This window comes from Geomonas paludis (assembly GCF_014193585.1).
In the GTDB taxonomy this organism is placed as follows: Bacteria; Desulfobacterota; Desulfuromonadia; order Geobacterales; family Geobacteraceae; genus Geomonas; species Geomonas paludis.
Window position 1 is genome coordinate 210,521 of sequence record NZ_BLXY01000003.1, and the last position, 19,900, is coordinate 230,420.

Annotated in this window: 18 protein-coding genes; 5 read left to right on the forward strand and 13 right to left on the reverse strand. The window is 63.3% G+C overall.

What is annotated here, in order from left to right:
• Positions 1 to 41: 41 nt before the first annotated feature.
• From H7687_RS10855 to H7687_RS10880, 6 genes are all read right to left on the reverse strand, one after another.
• Positions 42 to 803, reverse strand: a complete 762-nt coding sequence (locus tag H7687_RS10855; RefSeq protein ID WP_183347167.1) for a TSUP family transporter — start codon at positions 801 to 803, stop codon at positions 42 to 44.
• Positions 804 to 3,035, reverse strand: coding sequence for a Y4lR C-terminal helical domain-containing protein (locus tag H7687_RS10860; protein ID WP_183347169.1), 2,232 nt, complete (start codon positions 3,033 to 3,035; stop codon positions 804 to 806). It lies immediately after the preceding gene.
• A 96-nt stretch (positions 3,036 to 3,131) separates the two neighbouring features.
• Positions 3,132 to 3,716 (reverse strand): D-glycero-beta-D-manno-heptose 1,7-bisphosphate 7-phosphatase, encoded by a 585-nt coding sequence (gene gmhB, locus H7687_RS10865; RefSeq protein ID WP_183347171.1) that lies wholly within the window; start codon positions 3,714 to 3,716, stop codon positions 3,132 to 3,134.
• A gap of 41 nt (positions 3,717 to 3,757) precedes the next feature.
• Positions 3,758 to 4,327, reverse strand: coding sequence for a D-sedoheptulose 7-phosphate isomerase (gmhA, locus tag H7687_RS10870; protein ID WP_183347173.1), 570 nt, complete (start codon positions 4,325 to 4,327; stop codon positions 3,758 to 3,760).
• A gap of 34 nt (positions 4,328 to 4,361) precedes the next feature.
• The gene (locus H7687_RS10875) at positions 4,362 to 5,375 is read right to left on the reverse strand and encodes a glycosyltransferase family 2 protein (protein WP_183347176.1); all 1,014 of its coding nucleotides are present in this window, start codon (positions 5,373 to 5,375) and stop codon (positions 4,362 to 4,364) included.
• Between the two features lie 42 nt (positions 5,376 to 5,417).
• A complete protein-coding gene (locus tag H7687_RS10880; protein ID WP_129128273.1) occupies positions 5,418 to 6,461 on the reverse strand; it encodes a rod shape-determining protein in 1,044 nt (347 codons plus the stop codon).
• 241 nt (positions 6,462 to 6,702) lie between these two features.
• Between H7687_RS10880 and H7687_RS10885 the strand changes: the two genes are divergently transcribed.
• Together H7687_RS10885 and H7687_RS10890 are read left to right on the forward strand one after the other, a co-directional pair.
• Positions 6,703 to 8,283 carry a peptidylprolyl isomerase gene (locus tag H7687_RS10885; protein WP_183347178.1) on the forward strand — a complete coding sequence of 527 codons (1,581 nt, stop codon included), beginning with the start codon at positions 6,703 to 6,705 and terminating at the stop codon, positions 8,281 to 8,283.
• A 100-nt stretch (positions 8,284 to 8,383) separates the two neighbouring features.
• On the forward strand, positions 8,384 to 9,274 hold the full coding sequence (locus H7687_RS10890) for a phosphoribosylaminoimidazolesuccinocarboxamide synthase (RefSeq protein WP_183347180.1): 891 nt from the start codon (positions 8,384 to 8,386) through the stop codon (positions 9,272 to 9,274).
• 139 nt (positions 9,275 to 9,413) lie between these two features.
• On the opposite strand, the gene H7687_RS10895 is transcribed toward H7687_RS10890, so the two are convergent.
• Positions 9,414 to 9,770: a YtxH domain-containing protein gene (locus H7687_RS10895; protein WP_183347182.1), complete on the reverse strand. Its 357-nt coding sequence runs from the start codon at positions 9,768 to 9,770 to the stop codon at positions 9,414 to 9,416.
• A 166-nt stretch (positions 9,771 to 9,936) separates the two neighbouring features.
• Here H7687_RS10895 and H7687_RS10900 point away from each other — a divergent pair, with 166 nt between their 5' ends.
• A complete protein-coding gene (locus H7687_RS10900) occupies positions 9,937 to 11,040 on the forward strand; it encodes an NAD(P)-binding domain-containing protein (protein WP_183347184.1) in 1,104 nt (367 codons plus the stop codon).
• A 201-nt stretch (positions 11,041 to 11,241) separates the two neighbouring features.
• On the opposite strand, the gene H7687_RS10905 is transcribed toward H7687_RS10900, so the two are convergent.
• The gene (locus H7687_RS10905; protein ID WP_183347186.1) at positions 11,242 to 12,033 is read right to left on the reverse strand and encodes a tetratricopeptide repeat protein; all 792 of its coding nucleotides are present in this window, start codon (positions 12,031 to 12,033) and stop codon (positions 11,242 to 11,244) included.
• Positions 12,034 to 12,188: 155 nt separating this feature from the next.
• Between H7687_RS10905 and ptsP the strand changes: the two genes are divergently transcribed.
• Positions 12,189 to 14,531, forward strand: coding sequence for a phosphoenolpyruvate--protein phosphotransferase (gene ptsP / locus H7687_RS10910; RefSeq protein WP_183347188.1), 2,343 nt, complete (start codon positions 12,189 to 12,191; stop codon positions 14,529 to 14,531).
• A 40-nt stretch (positions 14,532 to 14,571) separates the two neighbouring features.
• Here the strand turns inward: ptsP and H7687_RS10915 are convergent, their stop codons facing one another.
• A complete protein-coding gene (locus H7687_RS10915) occupies positions 14,572 to 14,808 on the reverse strand; it encodes a YtxH domain-containing protein (protein WP_183347190.1) in 237 nt (78 codons plus the stop codon).
• A 192-nt stretch (positions 14,809 to 15,000) separates the two neighbouring features.
• On the opposite strand from H7687_RS10915, the gene H7687_RS10920 reads away from it, so the two are divergent.
• Positions 15,001 to 16,353, forward strand: coding sequence for a peptidylprolyl isomerase (locus H7687_RS10920; RefSeq protein WP_183347192.1), 1,353 nt, complete (start codon positions 15,001 to 15,003; stop codon positions 16,351 to 16,353).
• 274 nt (positions 16,354 to 16,627) lie between these two features.
• Here H7687_RS10920 and H7687_RS10925 read toward each other — a convergent pair whose 3' ends face one another.
• The 4 genes from H7687_RS10925 to H7687_RS10940 form a co-directional block, all read right to left on the reverse strand.
• Positions 16,628 to 17,143, reverse strand: a complete 516-nt coding sequence (locus H7687_RS10925) for a ferritin (protein WP_183347194.1) — start codon at positions 17,141 to 17,143, stop codon at positions 16,628 to 16,630.
• 124 nt (positions 17,144 to 17,267) lie between these two features.
• Positions 17,268 to 18,074, reverse strand: coding sequence for a glycosyltransferase (locus H7687_RS10930; RefSeq protein WP_198424629.1), 807 nt, complete (start codon positions 18,072 to 18,074; stop codon positions 17,268 to 17,270).
• Positions 18,056 to 18,793: a class I SAM-dependent methyltransferase gene (locus tag H7687_RS10935; RefSeq protein WP_183347198.1), complete on the reverse strand. Its 738-nt coding sequence runs from the start codon at positions 18,791 to 18,793 to the stop codon at positions 18,056 to 18,058. Before H7687_RS10935 ends, H7687_RS10930 begins: the two co-directional genes overlap by 19 nt.
• A gap of 305 nt (positions 18,794 to 19,098) precedes the next feature.
• Entirely contained in the window at positions 19,099 to 19,860 is a 762-nt protein-coding gene (locus H7687_RS10940) for a slipin family protein (protein ID WP_183347200.1), read from the reverse strand.
• Positions 19,861 to 19,900: the final 40 nt, after the last annotated feature.

A 19,900-nucleotide genomic window follows, 5' to 3' on the forward strand; every position in this document is an offset into this window, starting at 1 on the left:
CCGCCGTTGCCACCACCGGTCCCTGTGCCGGCTACGCCGGTCTACCGGTAGCTATCCCAGAACAGCTTCGCCGTCACCGCCAGCACCGAGCAGATGAACACCGGCCGCACGAACCGGGTCCCCTTGTGGATCACCAGCCTAGCCCCCATGCGTGCGCCGACCGCCTGCCCCGCCCCCATCAGCAGTCCCGCCCAGATGAGCACGTGCCCCCCCGCCACGAACACCACCAGCGAAACGATGTTGCTCACGAAGTTGAAGAGCTTGGTGTACCCGGTCCCCTTGCGCATGTCGAAGCCGAGTCCGAGCATGATGGCGATGACCCAGAAGGAACCGGTCCCGGGCCCCAGGAAGCCATCGTAGAAGCCCAGCCCCAGTCCCGCGATGGCGTAGAAGAGCCGGCGCGGCAGGCGCGGGTGCACCTCCTCGGCGCCCAGCTTGGGCGTGAAGATGGTGTAGCAGAGGATGCCGAGCAGCAGAAACGGGATGCACTTCTTAAGAAAGCCCGGGTCGATCTGCTGCACCGTGTAGGAGCCGAGGATGGCGCCGATGGTGGTCCAGATGACGCCGGGGAGCGCGTCGCGCAGGTTGACCGTGCCCGCCTTGACGAAGTGCGCCATGGCGGAGCAGGAGCCGAAACTGGCCTGCAGCTTGTTGGTGCCCAGCGCCGCCTGCGGCGGCAACCCGATGCCGAGCAGCACCGGGATGGTGATGAGCCCGCCACCACCTGCGATGGCGTCGATACAACCGGCGACTGCGCCGGTCAGGAACAGGACGGGAAAAAGAACCGGTGAAACTTCCATCATCTAACTGCCACTCCCCTGCCTGTTGTTTTCGTTGCGTTTGCGGTATGCCGTGAAACTATGCCGTGCTATCGATACTGCCAATGGAATCTCTTTCAACGCGATGCCTTCATCCGCTACAGCCTGCGCCACGTGGTACATCCGCTGCCAGGGGATGGGCGCCTCCCCCGCTGCAGCCTTCAGCCAGAGCGTTTGCAGCACCAGCCGCTCCAACAGGAGCGGTCGCTGCTGCTCCAGGACCTGGTCGCACAGCCGCTCCAGGACGATGGCCGCCTTGACCGTCTTCCCCGCTCCGCGGGCCGCCTCGATGACGCGGTCGACCGCGCTCCCCTCCACGCGCCAGTTCCCGAACAGGGCGCGGTAGCGGTGCCACTGTCCCGACTCCTCCAGGGCAAGCATCTCCTCGCTGGCGGGGGACTGGCTCCGCAGGTGCCTGTCCCCTTTTCCCTCTTCGCCGCCGGCCGGGGACTGGCTCCGCAGGTGCCTGTCCCCCTCAACCTCTTCAGCCAGCTGCTGCAGCGTGTCTACCGGGTCCAGCACGCTCCCCTTCCAGTGGTCGCGCCCCAACAGCTCCGCCGTCCGTACCAGCCAGTGCCCGGGCGCCCTACCCGCCTCGGTCCCGGCGGTAAGCGCCATGCCCAGGCGCAGGTCGAGGTACTCCCCCGTCGACGCCAGGCAGCAGCGCCGGCTGCGGGCAGCCCTGACGAAGTCCTCCCGGTCCCTGCGCGTCTCCAGGCGCACGACGGTGCAGTCGGCAAGGCCGCCCCCCTCCTGCAGGGTCAGGATGCAGCCGGCATAGGCGGCCTGGTCGGCAACGATGACGTGGAAGAACTGGCCGCCGGAGCCATCCAGGCAGCTCGCGTACACGGTCTCCTCGCCAGGCGCCTCCAGGTGGGCGCACGGCACCCGCGCCCGGCGCGCGTTGTTGATGGTCTGGTCCACGATGCCCCGGGTCGGCTCGGCGAACCAGTTGCGCGCCATGATCAGCCGCCGCAGCGTCGAGGGGGTCAGCGTCGCCCCCGCCACCGCGACCAGCATCCGGGCCACCTCGCGGGATAGCTCAGGTTCCGGATTGAAGACGAGCAGCGCGGCGATCTCGCGCAGGAAGGGCGCGTCGGCGGTCAAAAGCTCCCAGGTCAGCCCGGGCCTCAGCTCCGGGTCGTTCACCGAGAACAGTTCCAGGATCTCCTGGGCGCCGGCGAAGGGACAGGTGACCCCGGTCGAGGCGAAGTGCCGCAGCACCCCGGAAACGAACTCCTCGCTGGACGCCGCCTGCACGTAGAGCGGGCCCTGCGCATCGCCCTCCCCCGCCCTGCAGATGGCCTGCAGTTCGGGGATCAGGTTCAGACGGCTGTTGAGCAGGATGTCGGTCACCAAAAGGCGCAGCTCCATGCTGCTCCTTTCCCGGTACACCCGTAGCACCAGCGCGCTTTGCAGTCGCTGCAGCTGCTGCCGCGCACCCGGGCGCCCCCCCTCCGCTTCCACCTGGTAGAACTCCAGGGTCAGGGAGAGTATCCTCAGCGCCGCCGAGACCCGGTCGTGGTCCGCCTTTTCGTCGCGCCCCAGTGCCGCCAGCAGGGTCGCCAATTCCTCCACCGCCAGGGGATCTGCGAGCAGGTGGCGGTGCAGTTCGTCCTGCAGGCTGAGCAGGATGGAGATCGACGCGCTCACCCCGGCGCGGGCGAACAGCTCCATCAGGCGCATGATCCCCGACGGTCCCCCGGGCGCGGCGCAGGTGGGCTGGGGACAGCCGGGTGTGAAACCGTGCCGGACCGACTCGGTCAACATGGTCTCCAGGTCCGGCGCCGGCATGGCGCGGTAGAAGAGGTCTCCGGGCAGGGGAAACGGGGCGCCGCGGTAGGGGACGCCGTCGATCAGCTCCCGCACCTCGCCGTAGCGCTGCTGCATGCGCGCCACCCACTCCGGGCGCGCATTGAGGGTGTGCACGCAGAAGTCGAGCAGCTCCTCGGCGTAGGTAATCTGGTAACTGGAGCCGTCCAGGTAGGGGCCGGTGAAGGGTCCGTCGCCGTCGAAGCCCAGGCAGATCATGGCCTTCTGGCGCTGCTTCTGGTCCAGCACCAGCAGGGCCACGCGGCGGCAGTCGCAGCCGGGGCTGGTGCAGTAACACTCCACGAAGGCGTAGCTCCCCTTCGGGATCCGTCCGCTCTGCGCCAGCAGTTCCAGGGTCATGGTGGCCCCGGCTGCATCCGGGAAGATCTGGTGGTACGGCTTCATGCCCACTCCATCGAAAAAGGCCGCTCCGGGCGGTTTCCAAAACCGGTCCGGTAGCGGCCGCTAAAAGGAGGCGGTCGTCACTGCTGCGCTGCCGGTTCAGCGTTTCTTGCGCTTCCCCTTCCCTTCGGTGACCAGGATCGCCTCGACCGCCGCCTGGAGGTCCTCGTAGGCGCGCACCCCCTTGGGGAGCCGCGCCGAGTCGGTCGCGCCGTAGCCGGTCAGGACCATGAGCGCGCGGCAGCCGGCGTTCAGTCCCGCTTCGATGTCGGCCAGCTTGTCGCCGATCATGTAGGAACGGGCCAGGTCGATGTCGAAATCGCGGGCGGCCTGCTCCAGCATTCCCGGGGAGGGTTTGCGGCAGTTGCACTGCACCCGGTAGCCGCCCACGCCGTGCTCGGGGTGGTGCGGACAGAAGTAACAGGCGTCGATGGTGATGCCGAAGTCGCCCAGTTCCTCGTGCATGCGGTCGTGGATCGCCGCCAGCGCCGCCTCGTCGTACAGGCCGCGCCCGATGCCGGACTGGTTGGTCACCACGATCAGGAGAAAACCGGCGTCCTTGAGCCGCTGCAGGGCGTAGGGGACCCCGGGGATGAGGCGGAACTCTTCCACCCTGCTCAGGTACTGCACCTCTTCGTTGATGGTCCCGTCCCGGTCGAGAAAAACCGCCCGCCGCTGCTCCATGGTGCCCCTGGCCTTTCCCGCTGCCTAATCCCGCCGCGCCGTCATGAAAAGAGTTCCCGCTCCACCAGGTCGCACAGGATGTGGATCATGGTGATGTGCCCCTCCTGGATCCTGGGGGTGTCGTTACTGGGGACCACCAGCGGGAGCTCGGCAACATCCCTGATGCTCCCGCCGTCCTTGCCCAAAAGGGCGATGGTGCGGCACCCCAGGCTCTTGCCCGTCTCCAGGGCCAGCTGCACGTTGGGGGAGTTGCCGCTGGTCGAGATCCCCACCAGCACGTCCCCCGGGTCGGCATGCGCCTCGACCTGGCGCGAGAAGATGCGCTCGAAGCCGTAGTCGTTGCCCACCGCGGTGAGGATCGAGGTGTCGGTGGTGAGGGCGATGGCCGGCAGCGCGCGCCGCTCCAGCTTGAAGCGTCCAACGATCTCGGCGGCGAAATGCTGCGCGTCGGCGGCCGAGCCGCCGTTGCCGAAGACGAGGAGCTTCCTGCCGTCGCGAAGCGCCCGGGCCAAAAGCGAAACGGCGCTCTCCAGGGACGGACAGAGGTCCCTTTCGAGCGCCGCAATGACTTGGGCGTGGGCCTGGAGCTGGGCCTTGATCTCTTCTTTCATCAACCCTCCGCCGCCGCGGCTCCCCGCGGCGATGCTAGTGAACCCGCCCCCTGATGCGCTCGGTGAGGTCGGAGAACGAGAGGTAACGCTCGCTCCAGGGGAACGGCATCCCGTCCACCGCGGTCACCGGCATGGTGCCGGGGCGCTCGCCGATCAGCTTCTCGTAGAGGCGGCGCTTCATGCCGTCGAAGCCGAACCGCGGCAGCGGCACCAGCTTCACGTTTTCGTGCAGGCAGCAAAGCCCCGACTGCCGGGCCGCCTGGCTCAGCGCGTGGGGGACCAGGACGGTGTAGCTGTCGCCGTGGCGCGCCCCCTGCACCAGCAGGTCGAGCTTCTGGCGCAGCAGTTCCACTTCGACCCCCTTGGGCACGTGCAACAGGAAACTTCCCCCCTCGCCCCAGCGCTCGCGGAACGCGGTGATGCTGCGCTGCAGTGTCTCCCGGCGCCGGAGCTCAGACCCCAGCGGCACTTCCTCCTGGTGGCTCACCACGGGCCCCGGCACCTGGAAGGTGAGGTACCCCTTGGCGCAGGCGCGCCGGGTGAAGTCCTTGAGGCACCAGGCGCCGCCGTCCAGGTACTCGTCCAGCCCCCCGATCTCGCGGTAGAGTTCGCGGCGGATCACCATGGCGGCGAAGGAGCCGCTCTCCACCTCGCAGGGCCCCTCGCAGGGGTCGCCCGGATCGAGGCAGGGGAGCAGTATGCCCGCCTCGGCATGCTGTTCGGCAAACTGCAGCAGCGGGTCGAGCCAGCGGGCGCTAACTATGCTGGTGTTGCGCACCAGGGCCAGGAAAGGGGCCTTTGAGCTCTCGAAGCCGCGGTTGACGGCACGCACGAACCCGATGTTGCTGTCGTCGCGCATCAGCAGCGCGCGCTCGTCCAGCCCGTCCGCGAACTCCTGCAACATCCTCTCGGTGTCGCGCTCGGAGCCGCAATCAACGATGATGAGCCGGGCGTTCGGGGTGTGGTTGATCAGGTTGACCAGGCAGTTTCGAGTCTCGTCGGGCCGGTTCCATACGGGTATGATGACGTCTATGATAGCGTCGGTCATGAGCATCCCTCGGGCAGAAACGGCAAATGGGAGAACGGGAAACTAGGAGCTGACCGCTACGTTGCGCAACAGCGCGAGCTCGTCGAGCACCTTGCCGGAACCGAGCACGACGCAGGAGAGCGGGTCTTCCGCGGTCACCACGGGGAGACCGGTCTCCTCGCGCAGGAGCACGTCGAGGTTTCTCAGCAGCGCGCCGCCGCCGGCCAGCACGATCCCCTTGTCCACCAGGTCGGCCGCCAGTTCGGGCGGGGTACGCTCCAGGCAGTTGCGCACCGCGTCCACGATGGCGGTAACCGGCTCGGAGAGCGCCTCGCGGATCTCGTTGGAATCGATTTCGGTGGTCTTGGGGATCCCGGAGACCAGGTCGCGCCCCTTGACCTCCATGTGCAGCAGCTGGGTGCCCGGGTACGCCTCGCCGATCTCGATCTTGATCAGCTCGGCCATGCGGTCGCCGATGAGCAGGTTGTACTTGCGCTTGATGTACTGGACGATCGCCTCGTCCATCTTGTCGCCGCCCACCCGGACGCTCTTGGTGTAGACGATGCCGGCCAGGGAGATCACGGCCACCTCGGTGGTGCCGCCGCCGATATCGACGATCATGTTGCCCGAGGCCTCGGTGATGGGAAGTCCCGCGCCGATCGCGGCCGCCATCGGCTCCTCGATCAGGTATACCTCGCGGGCGCCGGCGGACTCGGCGCTCTCCTTGACGGCGCGCTTTTCCACCTGGGTGATCCCGGAGGGGACGCAGATGACGATCCTGGGACGGACCAGGGTCTTCCTGTTATGGACCTTGTGAATGAAGTAGCGCAGCATCTCTTCGGTGATGTCGAAGTCGGCGATGACCCCGTCCTTCATGGGCCGGATGGCCGTGATGGTGCCGGGGGTGCGACCGAGCATCTTCTTTGCCTCCATCCCTACGGCGAGCACCTTCTGCTGGCCGCTTGGCATCTTCTGGACCGCCACCACGGAAGGCTCGCGCACCACGATGCCCTTGCCCTTGAGGTAGACGAGGGTATTGGCGGTGCCGAGGTCGATGGCGAGGTCGTTAGAAAACATGCCGAAAAGGGCATCGAAAATCTTGAGCATGCATGAACTCCTTTGAATTTACGCGATAACCGGGCCCCTGCCCGGCTCAAAGGTGGAAATATAGCAAATGGGACAGACCCTTGCAAGAAAGAAAACCCGCACCATGGCACACGCCGCACGCGGCAAGCCGGGTATACTGCATCATTCTACCGTTGCTTTTGCGATTAAAGTATATTATCATTCGCCACTCTTGATTATGAAATAGACTCAATTCTTATGAGCACAAAGGAGCCGAACCGGAATGCTAGGCGTAATGAGGAAGTACAAGCAATCCATTGTCATCAAGGTTGTATTCATCATCATCGTTCTTTCTTTCATAGGGACCATCTTCCTGGTCTGGGGCAAGGGCGGCAGTGACGGGCAGGGTGGCAAGAGCTATGCGGCAACGGTAAACGGCACCAAGATTTCCCTGGACGAATTCCAGAAGAGCTACTACCGCACCCGCGGCCTCTACGAGCAGATCTACGGCCGCACCCTTACCCCGGAGCTGGAAAAGCAGATGGGGATCAAGAAACTCACCATCGACACCCTGATCGACAACGTCCTCATCCTGGACCAGGCGGACAAGATGGGCGTCAAGGTCAAGAAGGACGAGGTTGCCGCCGAGATCGCCAAGATCCCCTCCTTCCAGAAAAACGGCGCCTTCGACTTCGGAGTGTACCAGCAGACCCTGAAGGCCAACCGCATCACCCCCAAGGACTTCGAGGAGTCCCAGGAGCAGGAGTTGCTGCTGCAGAAGACCCGCAACAAGATCAAGGAATCCGCCACGGTCACCGACGCCGAGGTTAAGGAAGCCTACAAGAAGCAGAACGACAAGGTGAACCTGGCCTACGTCTCCTTCTCCCCCGCCGACGTCAAGGGGAGCATCAAGCTGACCGACCAGGAGCTCACCACCTACCTGCAGGACCACCAGAACGAGTTCAAGACCCCGGAGCAGGTCTCCGTCGCCTACACCCTGGTCAACCCGGCCCAGCTGGCCGCCAAGGTGAGCGTCACCCCGGAAGAGGTGCAGACCTACTACCAGAAGAACATCGACCGCTACCAGGGCAAAGGGGGCATCCTTCCCTTCGCCGAGGTGAAGGACAAGGCCACCGCCGACGCCCAGAAGCAGAAGGCAGCCAAGGAAGCCTACGAGCAGGCCGCCGCCGCGGTCAACAAGTTCAAGGCCAACGGCGACCTCGACGGCGCCGCTGCCTCCCTGGGCGGCAAGGTGGAAAAGACCGCGCTGTTCACCGCCAAGGCGCCCGCTGCGGCGCTGGCCGGCGAGAACGAGGTGGTCGCCCGCGCTTTCGCCCTGAAGCAGGGTGAGCTGGGCGGCCCGGTGGAGACCGCCAAGGGGATCTACCTGGTCAAGGTACTGGACAGGAAGCCGGCCGCCGTTCCGCCGCTGGCCCAGATCAAGGGCGCCGTCGAAGCCAAGGCCGTCGAGGTCAAGGCCGCCGACCTGGCCAAGAAGAAGGCCGAAGAGGCGCTGGCGCAGTTCGCCAAGGGCGGCGTTGCCGCCAAGGAGACCGGCAGCTTCGGCTACGCTCCCACCGGCCAGGTGCCCACCATCGGCGCCTCCCCGGAGATCATGGAAGCGGCCTTCACCCTGAACGCTCCCAACCAGGCCGCCAAGCAGCCCTTCAAGGTGGGCGAGCGCTGGTACGCCGTGGCGCTCAAGTCCCGCACCGAGGCGCCGCTCACCGGCCTCGCCAAGGATTCCGGCTCCATCAAGGCTGCACTTCTGCCCAAGAAGCAGCAGGAGGCCCTGGACAAGTGGGTCAAGGATCTGCGCGGCAAGGCCAAGATCGACATCAACCCGCTGGTGCTCCAGGACTAGACAGGAAGTAACACAGACTTACAGTGCGAGGTGGAGGGTGCGGGTGCACTCTTCACCTTTCACTTTTCACGCTCAGCGCGAATAAAAGGAGAATGCACCAATGACAACACCGGTACTCAACACTGACTTCCCCGGCCTCAAACTTGCCGCACGCGGGAAGGTGCGCGACATCTACGACCTCGGGGAGACGCTGCTCATCGTCACCACCGACAGGATCTCCGCGTTCGACGTCATCATGAACGAGGGAATTCCCCACAAGGGATACGTCCTGACCCAGATCTCCGCCTACTGGTTTCGCCAAATGGAAGACATCATCAAGAACCACATCATCTCCACCGATGTGGCCGATTTCCCCGCCGAGTGCCAGCCCTACGCCGACGTCCTGGCCGGCCGCTCCATGTGGGTGAAGAAGGCCCAGCCGCTGGCCGCCGAGTGCATCGTGCGCGGTTACATCTCCGGCTCCGGCTGGAAGGACTACCAGCAGACCGGCGCCATCTGCGGCATCAAGCTCCCCGAGGGGCTCAAGGAGAGCGACCGCCTGCCGCAGCCAATCTTCACCCCCTCCACCAAGGCCGAGCTCGGCACCCACGACGAGAACATCTCCTTCGAGCAGATGTGCGAGATCTGCGGCAAGGAGATCTCCGAGAAGGTGCGCGACGTCACGCTCAAGATCTACGAGAAGGCGCGCGACCTGGCCGACCAGAAAGGGATCATCATCGCCGACACCAAGTTCGAGTACGGCATTTACGAAGGCGAGCTGATCATCATCGACGAGTGCATGACCCCGGACTCCAGCCGCTTCTGGCCCAAGGAGAGCTACAAGCCGGGCGGTCCGCAGCCCTCCTTCGACAAGCAGTTCCTGAGGGATTACCTGGAGACCCTGGACTGGGGCAAGACCGCCCCCGCCCCGGCGCTCCCCGAGGAGATCGTGAAGAAGACCGGCGAGAAGTACATGGAAGCGCTGGTGAAGCTCACCGGCAAGGGGATTTAAGGCAGATTGAGACAAAGATTAAGATAGAGTAGAGGCAACAAAAAGGCCCCGCGTCGTCAGATGCGGGGCCTTTCTTTCGTTCAGAGTACCCTCGCCCTTTGGGAGAGGGTGGCCGAAGGCCGGGTGAGGGCGCTTGCCCCTACCCTATTAATTTGGCCAGCCTCGACCTCTCCTTCATCAGCCTGGCCTCGCCGTCCTCGAGTGCCTTCAGGAGCCCCTTCTTGGCGCCGTAGGCCATGTCCTTGCCGCGGTCCAGGATCTCGGAAGCGCGCTCGCCCACCGCCTCGGCCATCTCCCCCACCTGCTCGGTGAAGTCCTCTACCGCCTCCAGGGCCTCTTCGCCTTTGCGGCGCGCCTTCTTCGCGTAGCGCCCCAACTCCTTGCGGGTCTTCTCGCCGCTTTGCGGCGCGTACATGAGCGCCACCCCCGCCCCGATGATCCCTCCGGCCAGGAGCAGCAGCGCCCCAACCATCACCTTGTTGTCTCTTTCGGCCATAGCCCCTCCTCCTTCGCCAGCGTTGTTTTTTTCGGACTGCCTCCCTATACTACCCGATGCCGACTCTTTGCCAAGCCCGCTTCTCATTATTGCTAGGAAGCACCCGTCCAAACGTGTATAGTTGTACCGTTATAGAACACCCAGTGAAAGACCCGCGAGGAGCACCATGGATCAAAAATACGATGTACTTATCGTCGGCGGAGGCCCCGGTGGTGTGGCCGCCGCCTACTTGTGTCACAAGAACGGCCTGAGCCACGTCCTGATCGAATCGGGCAAGTCGATCTTCCAGGGCATCGCCAACACCTACCCCGAAGGGAAGAACGTTTATCCTTCCAAGCCCAAGGAGAACCCGGAACCGTTCCTGGTAGAAGAGCTGCGTCCCCCCGACAAACCGGTCACCGTGGAGAAGTACATCCAGTACGTGCAGCACTTCGTCCAGCACGAGGGGCTCAACGTACTGACCGACACCCAGTTCGAGAACATCGAGGACGGGCGCGATTACCTGAAGGTGCATACCTCCCGGGGCACCTTCCAGGCCAAAAAGGTGCTGCTCGCCTTCGGCAGCTCCATCCCCAAGGAGCTCTCCGTGTACGGCGATGCCAAGATGGTCGCCAAGGGGCTCGACGACCCCAAGAAGTACATCGGGGTGCGCACCCTGGTGATCGGCGGGGGCAATTCCGCCGCCGACGTCATCATCTCCATCCTGAAGGAGAAGCGTAACGCCAACGACAAGGAGCCGGTGTACTGGGCGCACGTGGCCGAGACCTTCGACGTGAACAAGGAAACCGCGCAGCGTTTGGGCGAGGAGATCCTGTTGGGCGGCAACATAAGGCTCCTGCCAGGCGCCACACCGAGGATCGGCGAAGTCGATGACGAAGGAGTGGACCGGCTGGTGATCCGCGTCAGCGAGGACAAGATGGAGGGGGGCATCGAGCGCTACCACGCCATGAGTTTCCCGATGAAGAACGTCATCGCCTGCATCGGCAGCCAGGGGCCCACCTCCATCTACGACAAGATCGGCGTGCAGACCATCGCCTGCGCCGAAGGTGTCTGCCAGGTTGCCAAGGAAGGCGACCGGTTACTGCTGCTCACTGCCGATTTCGAGTCCACCAGGAAGGGGGTCTACGTGATCGGCGGGGCCATCTCCCCCTCCTACATGCGCATCAACCAGGGAGCGATCCAGGAAGAGCGTCATCCCAACCTGATCTACACCGCCGTCAACGACGCCCACCACGTCATCGAGGCCATGCTCAAGAAGATCAAGAAGTAAGCAGAAGGGACAGGCTCCGTAAGGTGCCTGTCCCTTTGGCGGAACGCTTCAGTCAGCTCAGCCAGCCAAGAAATAGCAGAAAGGGACAGGCTCCGCAAGGTGCCTGTCCCTTTAGTGGAACACTTCTGTCAGCTCAGCCAGCCCAAAGGGGACAGGCACCTGGCGGAGCCAGTCCCCAGCCTAGCCCCCAGCCCCTGCCGTTTACTTCATCTCCTCCTTAAGCCCCTCGATCACCGCCTTCACCTCCGCGATCATCTCCCTGGCCTGCGGCGAGTGCTCCCTTTTCAGGTAGTTCTCGAAGTGCTTGATGGCCTCGGCGGTGCGGTCCTGGTCGATGCAGATGTTGCCCAGGGTCAGGTAGCTCATGGTGAAGTCCGGGTCGAGGCGGATCGCCTCCAGCGTCTCGCGCTCGGCCGCCTCCAGGTCGTCCATGTCGTAGTAGAGCTCGCCCAGGTTGAAGCGGGCGGTGGCGTCGGTGGGGTCGATCTCGATGCCGCGGTGGTAGGCGGCGATGGCCTTCTCGTTGTCGCCCAGGCCGTAGTAGAGGTCCCCCATGGCGTTCAGGGCGAAGACGTTGGAGGGATCGAGCTCGAGCGCCTTCTGGAAGGCCTTCAGCGCGTCGTCGGCGCGCTCCATGGCGTTGTAGACCAGCCCCATGCTGACGTAGCCGTCGCAATCCTTGGGCTGCAGCTCGGTCACCTTGCGGTAGCAGGCCAGCGCGTCCTTGTGCTTGCCCGACTCGAAGTACACGTCGCCCAGCGCGGTCAGGCCGTCCAGGTCCTGCGGGGCCAGCTCCAGCCCCTTCTTCAGCGCCGCGACGGCGTCATCGACGTGACCCGCCTCGGAGTGTGCCTCGCCGAGGTAGAAGTACCCTTCGGCGTTCTGGGGCTCCAGCGCGATGCAACCCTTGAAAGCCTCGATGGCCTGGGCGTAATCGCCGGACTCCATCTGCGCTATGCCGCTTGCCAGCTTTTCCTCAAAAGTTGTTGCCATTGCCACCTCCACGACTCCAATCGGATTTCATTGGCGCACACTATAACAGAGATCCCCCCCCTTTGCCAACTCAAGAGCGATGAAATTGCATTAAAAGCTTTCACATATCATTTTACTCATCTATACTGCGACCATCACACGCAAAGGGGAAGGCAATGCCAGAGGAGGCTGGTGAGCAACTGGGACTGAGGACACTGGAGGATATCAGCGCGCTGATTCTCCAGTCCCACGATCTGCAGGAGACTCTGGACAACATCGTTAACCTGGTCGCTAAGAGGATGTCCTCCGACGTCTGCTCCATCTACCTGTTGGAGGAGGACGGCGAGACACTGCGCCTGCACGCCACCCGCGGCCTTTCCAGGCTCTCGGTCGGCATCACCATGAAGATTTCCGAGGGCCTGACCGGCCTGGTCGTGGAGCAGCGCGGCGTGGTCGCCACCGACAACGCCCCCCGCCACCCCCGCTACAAGTACTTCAGAAAGACCAAGGAGGAGAAGGTACTCTCCTTCCTCGGCGTCCCCTTCTTCGAGCGCGACACCCCGATGGGGGTCCTGGTCATCCAGAACCGCGAGGCGCGCACCTTCACCCCCCAGGAGATCAGCGCCGTCTCCACCATCGCCTGGCAGATATCCAGCATCGTCTCCAACGCCAAACTGCTCGACTCGGTACGCAAGAAGGAGGAGGAACGCGCCTTCTTCGCCGCCGAGGTGGACCGCCTCAAGAAGAGCGGCGTCCTGAAGGAAGGGGGGCGGCCGGCGCGCAAGTCCCCCTCTTCCGCCGCCCTGACCGGGATCGGTATCTCCCCCGGCTTCGCCCTGGGCAAGGTCTCCATCCTGCACCACCGTGGACCCACCGAAGAAGCGGTCCTGGAACGGGTCCGCCCGCGCGCCGAAGAACTGAACATGTTCCAGCAGGCCCTGGAAAAGGCGCGCATCCACACCATCTACATGGAAAAGCGGATGGGCGAGATCCTCTCCGAGGCGGACGCGGCCATCTTCCACAGCCACCTGATGATCCTCGAGGACCGCGGCTTCATCGCCAAGATCACCGCCCTCATCGAGGACGGACTCGGCGCGCACCGCGCGGTGAACCAGGTGGTCGAGGCCTACGTCTCCGCCTTCGCCCGGATGGAGGATCCCTACCTGCGCGAGCGCTCCGCCGACATGGAGGACATCGGCCGCCGGATCTGCGACGCCCTGAACGGCCACAGCAGCCACCGCGAGCGGCTGCGCGAGGAGCGCATCATCGTGGCGCGCGAGCTGCTCCCCTCCGACCTCGCCATCATGGACCACGGCAAGGTGATCGGCATCGCCACCGAGAAAGGGAACCAGAACGCCCACTCCGCCATCATGGCGCGGGCCCTCGGCATCCCCGCGGTCTTCGGCGTGGAGGGGCTCCTGCAGCAGGTCGGCGTGCGCAGCGAGGTGGTGGTCGACGGCAACTCCGGCTGCGTCTACGTCAACCCGGACCACTCCGTGAAGCAGGAGTACGTGCGGCTGCAGGGCGAGTTCGACCAGAAGCAGCGCGCCCTGGAGGAGATCCGCGACCTCCCCGCCTGCACCCCGGACGGCTGCACCGTGTCGCTTCTGGCCAACATCGGCCTTTTGAGCGACATCAAGGTGGCCCACCTGCACGGGGCCGAAGGGGTGGGCCTGTACCGCACCGAATTCCCCTTCATGACGCGCTCCTCGCTCCCCACGCGCCAGGTGCAGGCCTCGGTGTACCGCAAGGTGCTGGAGGGCTTCCCGGATCTGCCGGTGCATATCAGGACCCTGGACATCGGCGGGGACAAGGGACTCTCCTACTTCCCGCACCCCAAGGAAGACAACCCGTTTCTGGGGTGGCGCTCCATGCGCCTGTCGCTGGACCGGGAGGACATCCTCAGGGAGCAGCTGGCCGCGATACTGATCGCGTCGGCGTCCGGGAAGTGCCACCTCATGTTCCCGATGATCTCGGGGGTGGACGAGGTGCGCCGCATCAAGGCGATCCTGTCACAGGTAAAGGACGAACTGACCCGGGAGGGTAGAAGCTTCGACCCGGAGATAGGTTTCGGCGTGATGGTGGAGCTGCCGGCGGCGATCCTGGTGATCGACATGCTGGTCAAGGAGGTCGATTACGTCAGCATCGGCACCAACGACCTGATCCAGTACACGCTCGCCTGCGACCGGAACAACCCCAGGGTGAAGAAGTGGTACGACCCGTACCATCCGGCGGTGCTGCATTCGATAAAGAAGGTGGCGGATGCCGCCGCGGGCGCGGGAAAACCGGCCTCGCTGTGCGGCGAGATGGCGGGTGAGCCGATCAACGCGGTACTGCTCATGGGGCTTGGGCTGCGCTGTTTCAGCCTGTCGGCGCCCAACATCCCCAGGGTGAAGGAGGCGGTGCGGCGCGTCAGCCTGCAAAAGGCGCGAGAGATCGGCGACCGGGTGCTCGCCATGGAGAGCGCCCAGTCGATAAGGGAATACCTGGAAGCGGCCCAGCGGGAGCTGGGGCTTTAAAAACAAAGGCCGGGCCCATCAGGGACCCGGCCTTGCTACGTTATATCCAGCAGTCGCCGCCGTCGTAGTTCATCTGATCGGTGCCGTTCTTCCTGGAACGCATCTTGGCGTTTTGCACGCACCCTTTCAGCTTGTCCAGCGCCTCGTCTTTCGCTTCGCCCAGCTTCTCGCGGACCTCGCGACCGGTTTTCGGGGTAAAGAGGAGAGCGGCACCCGCAGCTACCGCGGCTCCGGCCAGGAAGGCCAGCAGAGCGGCCTGTTCGCTTTTCTTCGACATGTCGTATGCTCCTTTTGGTTCTGGAAGTTGTAACCGGAGAAAAATGTGCAGTCATTCTTATCACATTCCGCAGCGCATTAAAACCCCCAACAGTAAATAATGACGCTTTTCCTGCCATTCTGTTTTCTGATTTGAATTGACAACCGTTAGGTGCTACTATCCGTTGATAAAAAATTCCCAAAGGAGATGTGCATGTTTTCCTTCAAGAAATCCTCTGTGCCTGCCGCTGCCGCCCTCCTGATGGCCTTGACACTTCCCGCAGCCGCCCTTGCCGAAGAAGCAGCGGTGAGCGCCGCGGCCGAACCGGCAGCGAAGGCAGCGCCCAAGCCTGCCAGGAAAGCGGCCAAGAAGCACGCCAAGAAAGGAGCCAAGCCCGCCGCCAAGGCAAAGGCCAAGACCGCGGCCAAGGCGACCGCACCCGCTGCGAAACCGGCAGCGAAGACCGCTGCGCAGGAGCCCGTCAAAGAGGCGGCCAAGGAGCCCACCAAGGAATCGGCCAAGGAACCGGCCAAGGCGCCGGTCCAGGAAGCGGCCAAAGAGCCGGTGAAGGAAGCGGCCAAGGCGCCTGCCAAGGACCAGGGCAAGGACCCGCTCAAGGAAGCCACCGAGCTGGCCAAGGAGCAGCAGCAGAGGGAGCAATCCCAGCAGTCGCAGCACCCGGCCAACATCGCGGTACTCCACGTCAACAACTCCGTCATCACCAAGCTCGACATGGATCGCGCCCTCAAGGTTATGCTGGCGCAAAGCCAGGTGAAGCAGCCCTTGGCGCCCGATGCCCAGAAAGAGGCTGAAGCCGCGGTACTGGACCAGCTGACCTCCGTGGAACTGCTGTACCAGGAGGCGGTCAAGCTCGAAGTACCCGACCTGGACAAGCAGGTCACCGACAAAGTCGCCCAGAACCGGGCCAAGTTCAAGACCGACCAGGAATTCATCGAAGCGCTGAGGAGCGTTGACATGACCATGCAGGACATGCAGGACTTCACCCGCAAGGACATCGTCATCAACAACTTCATCGAGCAGAAGTTCACCGCCAAGGCGGCCGCCACCGATGCCGAGGCCAAGAAGTTCTACGAAGACAACAAGAACCAGTATTTCATGCAGCCCGAAGGGGTTCGTGCCAGCCACATCCTGGTGAGCGTCGACGAGAAGGCGACCCCGGAGGAGCGCAAGCGGGCCAAGGACAAAGCAGAGGCGCTGCTTAAGCGGGTCAAGGCGGGTGAAGATTTCGCCGCCGTCGCCAAGGCCGAGTCATCCTGTCCCTCCGCCAGCCAGGGAGGCGACCTCGGTGCCTTCGGTCGTGGCGAGATGGTTCCCGCCTTCGAGAAAGCCGCTTTTGCCCTCAAGGTAGGCGAAGTAAGCGGAGTCGTGGAGTCCGAGTTCGGTTATCACATCATCAAGGTGACCGACAAGCAGGAAGCCGGCGCCGAGAAGTTCGAGAACGTCAAAGACAAGATCGCCGACTTCCTGAAGCGGCAGAAAGTGCAGCAGGAAGTGACCGACCTGGTCGAGCAGTTGAGGAAGACCGCCAAGATCCAGAAAGACTAGTGGCAGACTCCTCTGATCCGACTAAAAAAGGGCCCCGTGGTTACGGGGCCCCTTTTTATATGTATGTCAGTCTCCCCTCTCCCTCCGGGAGAGGGGCGGGGGTGAGGGCGTCGCCATCTGCGTCGTCATCCCTTCGTGGCATCCCCCTCACCCGCCCTCCGGGCACCCTCTCCCACAGGGCGAGGGATTCTCCCTTCAACTGCACGAGCCCTAAGGTTCCCCCCTTTGCGAAGGGGGGACAGGGGGGATTTGCCTTTGAGAAAAGGAGATTCCCTTAAGCCGCCGTAGCCGGCGGCGGCACGAACACCCTGGTCGCCAGCTCATTATCCAGCATCAAGAGCCCCTGCCCGTTGTCCCCGATCAGCTTCAGCTTGCCGATGATATCCCTGTCGTTCTCCTCCTCCTCGATCTGCTCGGTCACGAACCACTGCAGGAAGATGTTGGTGGCATGGTCCTTCTCCGACAGGGCGAGGTCGGTGAGCTCGTTGATGGAGGCTGTGATGGTGAGCTCGTGCTTCAGGGTCTGCTCGAACATGTCCAAAAGGTTCTTGAACTCGGCCGGGGGCGCGTCGATCGCCTGCAGCTTCACGTGCTCGCCGCGGCTGTTGATGTAGTTGTAAAACTTCATGGCATGAACCATCTCTTCCTGGTACTGGACCATGAACCAGTTGGCGCTCCCTTTGAGTCCGATGGAAGCGGCATAGGAAGACATGGAGAGGTAAAGATAGGCAGAGTAAAGTTCCTTGTTCAGTTGTTTGTTGAGAGCGGCGCACAGCTTTTGGGTCAGCATCAGGTGTTCCTCCTTGTAATCAAATAGCACGCAGTCGTGAACATCATGTCTTTGTCATCCACGTACTATGTTACCGAAGGCTGTGCCGTTGGCAAGCAGGGTATACGCAAGGCAGGTAGTATGCTCAGATCCGTGATTCAATCGGACGGCTGCTCCAGCCATCCAGGTAGCGTTTGTACCCCTTCCTGGCCGGCGTCCTCAGGTAGACGAACAAGGTGGCGAACTCCGCCATGGCCTTCAGGTAATCCGCCATGGCAACCTTGGACCCCTTCACGTCACGCCATTCCTCCAGGGGGTACTCCACCCAGTTGGCGCACACCTCGTCACTGGATGCATCCAGCACCAGCGGAAACCTCGCCAGGAGTTCGACATCGAAGGTCCAGCTGACCTTGAAGGGACTGGAGAAGACAATTTTCAAGGCGGTGGAATTGCGGAAGATCTTGGCGCCGCACTGGGTGTCGTAGATATTCATGCCGAGGAGCAGGGAGGCGAAGGTGGCGAAGATCCGGCCCAGGTAGTGCCTCATCGGCCTGCGCTTGATCTTCCTGCCCAAGAGCCGGACCCGCGCCCCCAGCACGGCGTCTACCTGGCGCTGTTCCAGCACCGCGCAGAACTCCGGGATGACCTCGAGCGGCGTGGCCAGGTCGGCGTCCCAGTACCCGACGTAGTCGAAAAGGCCCTCGCTCGCCTCCAGGACCCCGCGCCGGACCGCCTCAGCCTTGCCGCAGTTGGTCTCGAGATCGAGCACGTCGACCTGGGCGGGATTCTTTTCCCTCATGGCGTTGAGGACGCGCAGCGTATCGTCGCTGCTGCCGTCATTTACGAAGAGAAAGGACAGGGAGGGATCGTTGTGCAGGGCCGCGAGGAAAGAGTGCGGCTGCAGGCGCAGCGCTTCGTTGAAACAGGGGACGACTATCCTTGTTTTTCGCACAGCACCCATCCTGTCAGGCCCGGTAGCGTAACACCCAACCGGCCTGCGGCAAGGAGAATCTTGTTGTCCAGCTTAAGAGCCAGGTGAACCAGGGAGGTGATCAGCGCCCCCCTGCGCCAATGCCCGACCCCTTGGCAAGAGTCAGCCGGTTTCATCAGCTTGAAGAGCACCAGCTTGGGCAGCAGCAAAGAGAAGAAAAGGTAGCCGCAGCGGCGGGGTTTCAAGCCGGCCGCCTCAACCACCCGCAACAACTGCGTCATGCTATAGCGCCGGTAGTGTCCGAGGAATACGTCGTGTCCGCTGAAGATGGCTTGAAACGCCGGCACCGTTATCATGACCAGCCCGCTGGCGGCGAGGTGCCGGTCCACGATCCCCTTGAGGAAGGAGATGTCCTCCTCGACATGTTCCATCACGTCCAACAGCAGGACGACGTCGAAGCCCCCCTCATCCGGCAGCTCCTTCCGGAACGAAATCCCGGCCTTGGCCGCGGTGAACTCCCGCAACTGTCGATCGGAGAGGTTGGTATCGACGGCAGTGATCTTGAGTCCCGGAATCTCCGTGAAAAGAGTTTCGGCGACAAAACCGTCGCCGCACCCTATATCGAGGATCCGCATTCCCGGCGTGAGAAAGTCGGAGAGGATGTCCTGCAAGGCATCAACCCGGGAAGTTTCCCAAGGATGTCTGTTTTCGTTGCCCGCCTGTGTCTCTTTCAGGTCCATCCGCCGTAACCATGCCTTTGTCAGCCACTTTAAGATGGCGCCAATGTCTCACAACACGATGGCATAGTCAACGTCTGCCGTTAGCGCGCGCCCTACCGACGCGACGCTGTCCACGAAGTGCTGAACTTAGTCTCACGTCCCCCCCTTGACAAAGGGGGGACAGGGGGGATTTGCCTTGGCCTATGCCCCACCTCGAATTTCCCCACGAAGCAACGCACGTCGCCTCACGTCCCCCCCCTTGACAAAGGGGGGACAGGGGGGATTTGCCTTTACTTGCCGCAGGCTTACCCGCCGAAGCCCCTCCCCTACTTCCCCATCTTATCCATGAACATCTTCAGCATGTCGATAGGCACCGGGAAGATCGTCGTGGAATTCTTCTCCGCCGCAATCTCCGTCAGCGTCTGCAGGTAGCGTAGCTGCAGCGACATCGGCTCGTTGCCCATGATAGTCGCCGCCTGCGCCAGCTTCTCCGATGCCTGCAGCTCGCCCTCGGCGTGAATGACCTTGGCGCGCCGCTCGCGCTCCGCCTCGGCCTGCCGCGCAATCGCCCGCTGCATCTCCTGCGGCAGGTCGATGTTCTTCACCTCCACCGTGGAAACCTTCACCCCCCAGGGCTCGGTCTGCCGGTCCAGGATCTCCTGCAGCTCTTTGTTGATCTTCTCACGGTTGGCGAGGAGCTCGTCCAGGTCCACCTGCCCCAGCACGCTCCTGAGCGTGGTCTGCGAGAGCTGGCTGGTGGCGTAGAGATAGTTCTCCATCTCGACCACCGCCCGCACCGCGTCCACGACACGGAAGTAGATGACCGCGGAAACCTTGACGGTCACGTTGTCGTGGGTGATCACGTCCTGGGAGGGAACGTCCATGGCCACGATGCGCAGCGAGACCCGCACCAGGCGGTCGATGCCGGGAATGATCAGTACCAGGCCCGGCCCGCGCACCTTCTTCACCCGGCCGAGCCGGAACAGCACCCCGCGCTCGTATTCGGGGAGGATGCGGATGGCGTTGGCCAGAAAGGCGACGATCAGAAACAGGACGATAAGGACCGGGAAAAGGTTGACTACGTTCATGATTCCCTCCGCGGAAAGTTCTTAATAAAAGCGCGAAAAA